Below are 8,956 nucleotides of genomic sequence, written 5' to 3' on the forward strand. Positions count from 1 at the left end.
GATGAAAGGGGAGATGGGGCTGCTTTTTTTGTCCAAATCGATAACGATTTTGCTCAATGATCTTTCTATCCTATTTCAGGTTTCCAGTGCGACCAGTCTCCTGCGTAAATAACCTCTTCTTCAAGTTCAACCTTAAAGCGTTCTTGAACGCGTTGTTTGACGAGAAAAGCCAAATTGCGCATATCTCCGGCAGTGGCATGAGAAACGTTAATGAGGAAATTCGCATGCTTAGGTGAGACTTCAGCCCCGCCGATCTGAGCGCCTTTTAATCCACAAGTAGAAATAAGATAACCTGCCGGAACAACTCCCGCGTCTTTCATTGCTTGTGGTAAATCGGGCAGGTTTTGTGCGAGTTCGTTATTAGACACATTTTTGAAATAGCTCCCTGCGCTGCATTCGACGGGTTGCTTTAATGTGCGCTGTTCCTGAAAGCTTCGCGCTTTAGCGAATATTTCTTGCCTGTCGCCTGACTGGAGCTTAAGCCTAGCTGCCAATAAAACCGTGGGCGGTGCGCCCGGGCGTCTTAAACGACTGTCTCGATAAGAAAAATCCATCCAATCTGGGCTGACCGTCATGCGTTGGCCTTCCGTTACCAGGTCGATATCGATTAATAAGTCAGCGATGTTGCTGCGATAAGCGCCTGCATTAGAAACGAGCGCTCCACCGAGGGTGCCGGGAATTCCAACAGCAAATTCAAGCCCTGATAAACCTTGCTGAGCGGTTTTCAAGAAGAGGTCTTGGAAGCAGATGCCAGCTTCCGCGTAAGTGATTTCGCCGGGTTCACAACTTTTGCAGTTATTTAAAATCACTAAGCCGCGAATCCCCAAGTCACTTACCACCATGTTGCTTCCGAACCCCAACATAAACATGGGGACATTGAATTGATGGGCAAGTGAAGCGATTTGGGCGAGGCCTTCGATTGCGGTGGCATTATAAAAAAGATCTGCCGGTCCGCCTACGCGCAAGGTGGTATGGAGACGCAAAAGTACGTTTTGTTCAATGTGATGCGGGCGAGGTAGAGCATCCAGGAGTTGCTGATATCGATTTTCGATTGGGGTTTCTTCCTCCATCGCAATCTCAAATAGAAAGCCCCATTGCTAAAAAGCCTTCGCGCCAAAATACGGCTACGAAGGCAAAGAGAGGCCTTCGTAACCGATTAAGCGCGTGTGACTTTGCCTGCCTTGAGGCAGCGTGTGCAAACTTTTAATTTAACTGTGGAGCTAGGTCCAGCCTGAGCGCGAACGGGCTGAAGATTGGGCAAGAATCGCCGTTTTGTTCTCTGGGCGCGCAGTTTCCACTGGCCCGAGTGACGGTGCCTAATATTCTGTCCGAACATTGCGCCTTTTCCGCAGATCTCGCAGACTTTCATGATATGTCAATTCCTTCCGTTCTTTACTTAATGCTTACCTGAAAATCGTAGGTCTTGAAGTATACCACATCCAACAAACGAAGTATCTCAACCCCAATTACACAATTATTTCATCCGAAAGAAGGGGATATGGGATTGATGTCGAATAGGGGATTAATGGAGGCTTATTATGGTTAGTGATGCGCCGTATGTGATGCTAATTGTCCAAGATATGGGGCAGTCCCTCTGTTTTTATAGGGATCGACTGGGGTTGACTGCTTGTGGCCAGGATGAATGGGGAGGTCATCAGATAGCTCGGTTAATGTTGGGTGATTTTAGTCTTGTCCTCTTTCAACAACCTCCTGATGAGCAGGAATCCGATCAATTGTCGTCTGAGTGTAAGCGGGGAGATGGCGTTATCCTGTCTTTTCCTGTTGCCTCGATTGATGAATTGCTTCCGATACTGGAAGCTGATGGAAGAACGATACTACGTGAAGTGATGGAGGCTCCCTGGGGAGAGAAAACCCTTATTTTAACTGATCCTGATGGATATGCAGTATTATTATCTGAAGAAATGGGGATACAAATATAATAATGTCTAACGAACTTTTACCGCAAAGTAATGGCCGTTATAAAGCATGGTGGAAGGGCAGTCAAGGCGAATGGTGGGTTGTCACTCAAGCATTGCTTTTAATTGCACTCGTGATTAGCCTGTTTGTGGTTCATGTTTTTGCGAAATGGCCTTTGTGGCTAGTCATTACTGGCCGCGTTATTGGTACTCTTCTTTTTATGATAGGCTTGGGGATGCTATTTATTGGCCTTACTTGTCTTGGGCGAAACCTTACTCCACTCCCAAAGCCTAAAAAGAACGCAACATTGAAACAAGGAGGCATCTATAGGCTTGTTCGGCATCCAATGTATGGAGGGGTTATTCTGCTTGTGCATGGTTTGGCGTTTCTTTTCGCAAACACGCTTACCTTGATTATCGCTGTATTATCGTTTGCGTTCTATGATGGGAAAGCCAGCGTTGAAGAAGAATGGTTAACCGAGCGTTTCTCTGAATATAAAGACTACCGAAAACGAACCCGCAAGCTCATCCCCTGGATCTATTAATCGCTTTCCTTGCCCCAACGCCTTTGAAATTCATACTCAAAGGCATTATAAATAGGCTCATCAATAAAGACGAACCTTATCTCCTGCACCGTCGTCTCAAGGTCCTCATTGATATAATCTTCAACCGCCTGAAGCATGACTCTAGCGCATCGGTCTTTAGGAAATCCATAAATGCCGGAACTGATGGCAGGGAAGGCGATTGACTTCAACTGATGGTCTTGAGCAAGTTTCAAGCTGCTTAATACTGCGTTCCGTAATTTATTATCCTCGTCCCCACTACCCCAAATAGGGCCTACCGCATGAATGACATATTTAGCCGGCAGTGAGCCTGCGCCGGTAATAGCAGTCTGTCCAGTGGGAACATGGCCGATTCGATTGCATTCCTGCTGGATGATGTGGCCGCCTTTTCGCGCTATAGCACCCGCAACTCCGCCGCCAAGTTGCAAACTTTCATTCGCCGCATTAACAATGGCGTCCACTTCTAGTTCAGTGAGGTCGTCACGAGCCAACATAATTAATGTTTTATTAATAATCGTTTGATTTATAGCAAAAATATTGGCACAATTAAAAACTGTAGTAATTACTATGCCCCTTTTGACCGATTATATCTCATAAGATGGTTCCAATCAAGGAATTATTGCCTTGAGGTGATCTGAGTCATGAGCCGAGCGCTGATAACGGTATTCATTTTCGGCCTTTTTCTTACAAGTTTTGCTGCAACAAATATATCCACTGATAATCGTGTTGATCCTAAGATAGCTGAGCATTTTCAATTAGCTGTGAATGCACGGCAAGTCGGCGATCAAGCGAAGGTTCTTGCTGAGACCAGCCTAATCCTTCTTAATACGCCAACAAGTGTGTATTTTGATATGGATGGGGTGGAAGTTCCTTACGACAAGAAATATCTCGATGCAGCGCGCTCCGGTCTTCAATTGTGGAATACCGCCATGCCTGGAACGCCTCTCTTCACTGAAGCAAAAACTGCTGCAGGCGCCCAAGTTATCGTCCATTTCCAAGATCTTTTAGAAATGGATGGGAAGCGGATTTGTGGTCATGTTTTTTGGCGCAGAAGTATGCATTGGAAAACAGACGCAAATGAATACCAAACAGTGCTCTCAGGGGAAATAAAAGTCGCGATGCGGGCACGTCCAAATGGCGAGTGGCATGAGATTTCTTCGATACAACATATCGTTGCACACGAGTTAGGCCACATTCTCGGCCTTAATGATTCCGCGATCTATACCGACATTATGGGGCCTGATGTGCATGGCCGTTCAGTAACCGTGCTGAGCACAGACGAATTGAATTCATTCAAGCAATTACGAACCGAGTGTTTAAAACTACGTGGTTCAGCGCTAGCGCGAATGAAGCGTTGGCAAGATGCCGAATTAGCCTACAGAAATGCCCTGGCCATCGTCCCCGATGATAGCGGTGTGCGCAAGGAGTTAAGTCTAGCCACCCAACGTCTAATCCAACCCTCTGATTAAGAATCAGCGGTTCTGAGAGTCAATAGATCTCAATAGAAATTCATCAATGAACCTGAAAAGCCCCTGCCTGTTATAGGTAGAGGCTTTAATTTATGCCAAATTCCTCACCCCGCTTGTAAAAGGCTCAGTCGTAATTACGATGCCTCTATTGACCGATCATATCATTAGATGGTTCCAATCAAGGTATTATTGTTTTGAGGTGATCTGAGGCATGAGCCGAGCGCTGATTGCGGTATTCATTTTCGGACTTTTTCTTACGAGTTTTGCAGCAACAAATATATCCACCGATAATCGTGTTGATCCTAAGATAGCTGAGCATTTTCAATTAGCTGTGAATGCGCGGCAAGTCGGCGATCAAGCGAAGGTTCTTGCTGAGACCAGCCTAATCCTTCTTAATACGCCAACAAGTGTGTATTTTGATATGGATGGGGTGGAAGTTCCTTACGACAAGAAATATCTCGATGCAGCGCGCTCCGGTCTTCAATTGTGGAATACCGCCATGCCTGGAACGCCTCTCTTCACTGAAGCAAAAACTGCTGCAGGCGCCCAAGTTATCGTCCATTTCCAAGATCTTTTAGAAATGGATGGGAAGCGGATTTGTGGTCATGTTTTTTGGCGCAGAAGTATGCATTGGAAAACAGACGCAAATGAATACCAAACAGTGCTCTCAGGGGAAATAAAAGTCGCGATGCGGGCACGTCCAAATGGCGAGTGGCATGAGATTTCTTCGATACAACATATCGTTGCACACGAGTTAGGCCACATTCTCGGCCTTAATGATTCCGCGATCTATACCGACATTATGGGGCCTGATGTGCATGGCCGTTCAGTAACCGTGCTGAGCACAGACGAATTGAATTCATTCAAGCAATTACGAACCGAGTGTTTAAAACTACGTGGTTCAGCGCTAGCGCGAATGAAGCGTTGGCAAGATGCCGAATTAGCCTACAGAAATGCCCTGGCCATCGTCCCCGATGATAGCGGTGTGCGCGAAGAACTAAGCCTAACCTCCCAAAGCCTAATCCAACCTTCTGATTAATAATCATGAAACTCTGTGATGGTAAATCCGTCCTGTGGGTAGAATGTTGGGTGTGAGAAGTGGCTTTTTACGGATTTGTATAGGAATAATGGCGTTTTGGGTCGGATTTGCTTCAACCCCAGCATATCCTGCCACGGACTACATTGTGAGGCGATTGAACGCCGATACTCAGCTTATCACCTTTGGAAATGGCGCTCGGCTGATTATCCAAGAGACACATGAAGCCCCTCTGGTGGCGATGGACATCTGGATTGCTGCGGGGTCTTCTCGTGAAACCAGCCTTAACAATGGGTGCGCTCATTTTCTGGAACATCTCATTTTCAAAGGTTCGATTGGGCAAACAAACGGCTTTCTTGACCTCCTTGCTGAAAGCGCCGGCTCGATTGTCGATGCCACCACTAACCGCGATTGGGCGCACTATTATACAACGGTTGCCGGCCGCTATTGGGAGCCACTTTATTCCGCGTTAGGCCAGGCGATTTTCAAACCTGCTCTTAATGATAAGGATATCGAAACAGAACGCTCGGTGATCCAGGACGAAATCGCTCGTAACAGCGATAATGAGTACAGATACATAGTCCAAAGGCTCTTTTCCGAATGGTACAAAAACTTATCATATGCTTTACCAATTACCGGTTCGTTTGCAAGTATTAATTCTATCCGTCCTGATCAGGTTAAGGCTTTTCATAAGCAGTGGTATATCGGTCCCAATATTGTCTTTGTGCTTGTCGGAGATATTGATCCCGAGCAAGCCATAAAACTGACCTCCGAACTAATTAAGGGTATCCCTTCAGGCAAACGAGTAATTGAGACATTTATTCTTCCAAAAAGTGGAAAGCGAATTGAAGATAATGGCAAATTCAAAATATCGAGTGTAGCCATAGCCTTTCCGGCTCCTTCCGCCTTATCGCCAAAAGAGGCAGTCGCATTGGACTTTATTCTTTCTCTTTTAACCGACCAGCAAGTCGGGCGATTAAACTCTTGCCTTAAGGAAATTGCCGATACGATCAAAGGAACCTACACAACCACTGTCAAACCAGGACTAATGGCTGTAGTCGTGAATACAAAAGAGGCTAACCTAAAGCTTTGCGAAGCAGCCCTATTAGGGCAGTTTAAAAGCTTGAGGGAAGAGACATTAAGCTCAGTCGAGATGGAAACAGTGCGTCGGCGAATGCTGGGATCAGCACTCTTTGAGGCTGAAACCTTTGGCGGTAGAGCCAACTTATTAGGCTTTTATGCAACAATTGCCGACCCTGATATCGCGATCCGTTATATTGATATGGTGCGCTCCTTAACCCCGCGAGATATTAAAAGTGCAGCCGAGCGCTACCTCGACCCTAGCCTTCAAACTACTCTAATCCTGCATGGTGGGAAATGAGAAACGTAATTCTATATGCGCTTCTTATCGCTCTCCTGTCGAATCCTGCAGTCGCTGCTCCGGTTAAAAGTATTTTAGCTAATAACCTTGGGATTATTATTCAGCCTGAAAATGGGACGGAAGTCGTTTCTTTAAATGCCTTTATAAGAGTAGGTGGAGCGCAGGAGACGCCTGGCTTGAGTGGGTTGAGCAGTGTTGTTGCTCATGCATTATGTGATAGCACTAGATATGAGAGCCGCAGAAAGCTTCAGCAAACTATCCAGCAGATCGGCGGAAGTGTCGAAGTCCTATGGCAGCCTGATTACACCCGAATCTCGATTACGACCACTAAAGACTATTTATATTCCGCCCAAGTTTTTCTATGCGACGTGCTGAAGAATTCGGTTTTTGATAAAGAGATCGCTCAAGCGGCGATCGATCAGGCTTTGAAGACAAGGGAACTGGCTAGTACCAGTTCGATGTTCCGAATGGCCTATACTGCCGCTTGTGAGAAGCTATATCCCGCTCATCCCTATGCATTCCCTTATGGAGGAAATCCCGAGGAGACCAAGCGAATAAAACCATCTGATATGGAACGATTCTACGCTAAATATTATGTGCCGGAGAACATTGTTATCGTAGTGGTTGGTCGAGTGGATGCTAAGACCGTGCAGGAGAAGTTCGATGTGCTTTTAGGGGGATTAGAGAACATCGGAAATCGCGCCAAACCTATCCTCCCTCCAATACCTAAACAAGCATCTCTTACACTTTATCAACCTGGCGTGACATCAAATTATATGCTGTTAAATTTTGCCCTGCCGGGTGCCGCCAGTGATGATTATCCCGCAGTCGTGGTATTAAATACGCTCATTGGTGAAGGGAAGTCCTCCCGCCTATTTCGGCGTTTGCGCGATACCTCTGGGATTGGTTATGAAGTCGGAAGCACACTTGTCCCTATGAGTGTCGGCAGCCAATTGGTTGGCTTCATTCAATTCATCCCAAAAAAAGATAACGCTGCAACTGTGCGTGATGCAATGCTGAAAGTGATGACCGGTTTACTCGATGAGCCGCCAACCGATGAAGAATTAACCCGAGCAAAACGCTTCTCTGTCGGAACCTATGCCTTGCATCACCAACGTGTGAAAGAACGCGCCAATTGGCTAGGATTCTGGGAAATGCAGCGCAAAGGCTATTTGGAAGACGCTGATTTCAGCGCCAAACTAGAAGCTGTCACCAAAGAAGACCTCCTCCGCCTCGCCAAAACTTATCTAAAAGAACCAGTGGTTGTGACCGTCACATCTGGTGATAGCGTGGTGAGTAGAGATTGACCTTCAGCCCGGAAAAAGGCTAGTATGCTTGCCGGTGGGTGGTTATGAGTGTGATTTTGTCCCCTGTTTCGCGTGGGGTTAATAGACTGCGGATCATTCTTGAAATGATCAAATTTGAGCATACAATTTTCGCTTTGCCGTTCGCGTTGATTGGGGCGATTTATGCTTCAAACGGTTTGCCGAATTGGCGGACACTTGTATGGATTATAGCTGCCATGGTGGGCGCGCGAAGCGCTGCGATGTCATTCAACCGTTTGGCCGATCACAAAATCGATGCAAAAAACCCACGAACCAGCAACCGCGCCCTTCCTGCAGGAACCCTCAAACCCTTTCACGTCGCCATTTTTTTATCAGCTTCCATCGCACTTTTTGAATTGGCTAGCTATAAGTTAAATATGCTGTGCCTCATTTTAAGCCCTGTAGCGTTAATCATCGTGCTCGGCTATTCCTATTCAAAACGGTTTACGTCGTTTTCCCATTTATGGCTCGGCCTTTCCCTAGGGATTGCCCCAACTGCCGCCTGGATCGCTGTCAGCGGCCGACTTGAACTTCAGCCGGTATTGTTGAGCCTTGGGGTAATGCTCTGGACAGCTGGCTTTGACGTGCTCTACAGCTTGCAGGATTTAGAATTCGACAAACAGCAAGGTTTGTTCTCCATTCCAAAACGTTTTGGCCTGAAAGCCTCCCTCTGGATTGCTCGTGGTTTTCATCTTATCGCTGCCATCAGTTTTGCCGCAGCAGGTATAGTCCTAGGAGCAGGCATTTTCTATTTCATTGGTGTGGCAGTCATAGCCTTACTCTTAATCTACGAGCACACCCTGGTCAACCCACAAGACCTAACCAAGATCAACATCGCCTTTTTCACCGTAAATGGCTACGTAAGCGTAGTCATGCTCCTTTTTGTGGTTGCTGATTGGGTTTTTAGGGTGAAGGTGTTAGGTGATCGGTGATGGGAGAGAAGGATCGAAGCAAGAGGCAAGAAGCACGATTCGGATTCCAAAACACCTCTTTAGAGGTGTCATTCATAGCCGAAGGCGTGGAATCTGTCTGAATGGTTTAAGAGGGTGTTGCTTCGGCACAAACAGCCTCGTAATGACACGAAAATATCGTTAGCGCTACGGGCTGACTGCTTCTCAGCTAACTAGAAAGGAACTGAAATGAATAGGTCAGTGATTGGGTGCGTGCCTTATCTTAATGCTAAACCGATTATCGCTTGGTTTCATACTCCTGCGGGGGAAGAGGCTGCGGAGGTTCGTTATGAGGTTCCTTCGCTGCTGGCTGAAT

The 8,956-nt window shown here is 46.6% G+C and carries 10 protein-coding genes; 7 read left to right on the forward strand and 3 right to left on the reverse strand.

The features are described 5' to 3' along the window. Positions 1-65: 65 nt before the first annotated feature. Positions 66-1,070, reverse strand: a complete 1,005-nt coding sequence (gene murB / locus WCO51_06205; GenBank protein MEI6512851.1) for a UDP-N-acetylmuramate dehydrogenase — start codon at positions 1,068-1,070, stop codon at positions 66-68. 86 nt (positions 1,071-1,156) lie between these two features. Next, positions 1,157-1,372 (reverse strand): 50S ribosomal protein L28, encoded by a 216-nt coding sequence (rpmB, locus tag WCO51_06210; GenBank protein ID MEI6512852.1) that lies wholly within the window; start codon positions 1,370-1,372, stop codon positions 1,157-1,159. Between the two features lie 166 nt (positions 1,373-1,538). Here rpmB and WCO51_06215 point away from each other — a divergent pair, with 166 nt between their 5' ends. Together WCO51_06215 and WCO51_06220 are read left to right on the forward strand one after the other, a co-directional pair. Then, positions 1,539-1,940, forward strand: coding sequence for a VOC family protein (locus WCO51_06215; GenBank protein ID MEI6512853.1), 402 nt, complete (start codon positions 1,539-1,541; stop codon positions 1,938-1,940). Positions 1,941-1,942: 2 nt separating this feature from the next. Beyond that, positions 1,943-2,461 carry an isoprenylcysteine carboxylmethyltransferase family protein gene (locus WCO51_06220; protein ID MEI6512854.1) on the forward strand — a complete coding sequence of 173 codons (519 nt, stop codon included), beginning with the start codon at positions 1,943-1,945 and terminating at the stop codon, positions 2,459-2,461. Here the strand turns inward: WCO51_06220 and WCO51_06225 are convergent. Next, on the reverse strand, positions 2,458-2,973 hold the full coding sequence (locus WCO51_06225; protein ID MEI6512855.1) for a macro domain-containing protein: 516 nt from the start codon (positions 2,971-2,973) through the stop codon (positions 2,458-2,460). The genes WCO51_06220 and WCO51_06225 overlap by 4 nt on opposite strands. A gap of 147 nt (positions 2,974-3,120) precedes the next feature. Between WCO51_06225 and WCO51_06230 the strand changes: the two genes are divergently transcribed. The 5 genes from WCO51_06230 to WCO51_06250 all read left to right on the forward strand — a co-directional run bounded on the left by WCO51_06230 (position 3,121) and on the right by WCO51_06250 (position 8,622). After that, positions 3,121-3,948 carry a matrixin family metalloprotease gene (locus WCO51_06230; GenBank protein ID MEI6512856.1) on the forward strand — a complete coding sequence of 276 codons (828 nt, stop codon included), beginning with the start codon at positions 3,121-3,123 and terminating at the stop codon, positions 3,946-3,948. A 211-nt stretch (positions 3,949-4,159) separates the two neighbouring features. Then, entirely contained in the window at positions 4,160-4,987 is an 828-nt protein-coding gene (locus WCO51_06235) for a matrixin family metalloprotease (GenBank protein ID MEI6512857.1), read from the forward strand. Positions 4,988-5,075: 88 nt separating this feature from the next. Further along, positions 5,076-6,365 carry a pitrilysin family protein gene (locus WCO51_06240; protein MEI6512858.1) on the forward strand — a complete coding sequence of 430 codons (1,290 nt, stop codon included), beginning with the start codon at positions 5,076-5,078 and terminating at the stop codon, positions 6,363-6,365. Then, positions 6,362-7,672, forward strand: a complete 1,311-nt coding sequence (locus WCO51_06245; protein MEI6512859.1) for a pitrilysin family protein — start codon at positions 6,362-6,364, stop codon at positions 7,670-7,672. Before WCO51_06240 ends, WCO51_06245 begins: the two co-directional genes overlap by 4 nt. A 44-nt stretch (positions 7,673-7,716) precedes the next feature. Next, on the forward strand, positions 7,717-8,622 hold the full coding sequence (locus WCO51_06250; GenBank protein ID MEI6512860.1) for a UbiA-like polyprenyltransferase: 906 nt from the start codon (positions 7,717-7,719) through the stop codon (positions 8,620-8,622). Positions 8,623-8,956: the final 334 nt, after the last annotated feature.

Source organism: bacterium (assembly GCA_037131655.1).
Classification (GTDB): Bacteria; Armatimonadota; Fimbriimonadia; order Fimbriimonadales; family JBAXQP01; genus JBAXQP01.

What these genes read in the sequence shown, in the direction of transcription:
- WCO51_06225 (MEI6512855.1), bottom strand. Translation starts at nt 2,973, where the DNA reads ATGTTGGCTCGTGACGACCTCACTGAACTAGAAGTGGACGCCATTGTT.
- WCO51_06240 (MEI6512858.1), top strand. Translation starts at nt 5,076, where the DNA reads ATGGCGTTTTGGGTCGGATTTGCTTCAACCCCAGCATATCCTGCCACG.
- WCO51_06220 (MEI6512854.1), top strand. Translation starts at nt 1,943, where the DNA reads ATGTCTAACGAACTTTTACCGCAAAGTAATGGCCGTTATAAAGCATGG.
- murB (MEI6512851.1), bottom strand. Translation starts at nt 1,070, where the DNA reads ATGGAGGAAGAAACCCCAATCGAAAATCGATATCAGCAACTCCTGGAT.
- WCO51_06230 (MEI6512856.1), top strand. Translation starts at nt 3,121, where the DNA reads ATGAGCCGAGCGCTGATAACGGTATTCATTTTCGGCCTTTTTCTTACA.
- WCO51_06215 (MEI6512853.1), top strand. Translation starts at nt 1,539, where the DNA reads ATGGTTAGTGATGCGCCGTATGTGATGCTAATTGTCCAAGATATGGGG.
- WCO51_06235 (MEI6512857.1), top strand. Translation starts at nt 4,160, where the DNA reads ATGAGCCGAGCGCTGATTGCGGTATTCATTTTCGGACTTTTTCTTACG.
- WCO51_06245 (MEI6512859.1), top strand. Translation starts at nt 6,362, where the DNA reads ATGAGAAACGTAATTCTATATGCGCTTCTTATCGCTCTCCTGTCGAAT.
- WCO51_06250 (MEI6512860.1), top strand. Translation starts at nt 7,717, where the DNA reads ATGAGTGTGATTTTGTCCCCTGTTTCGCGTGGGGTTAATAGACTGCGG.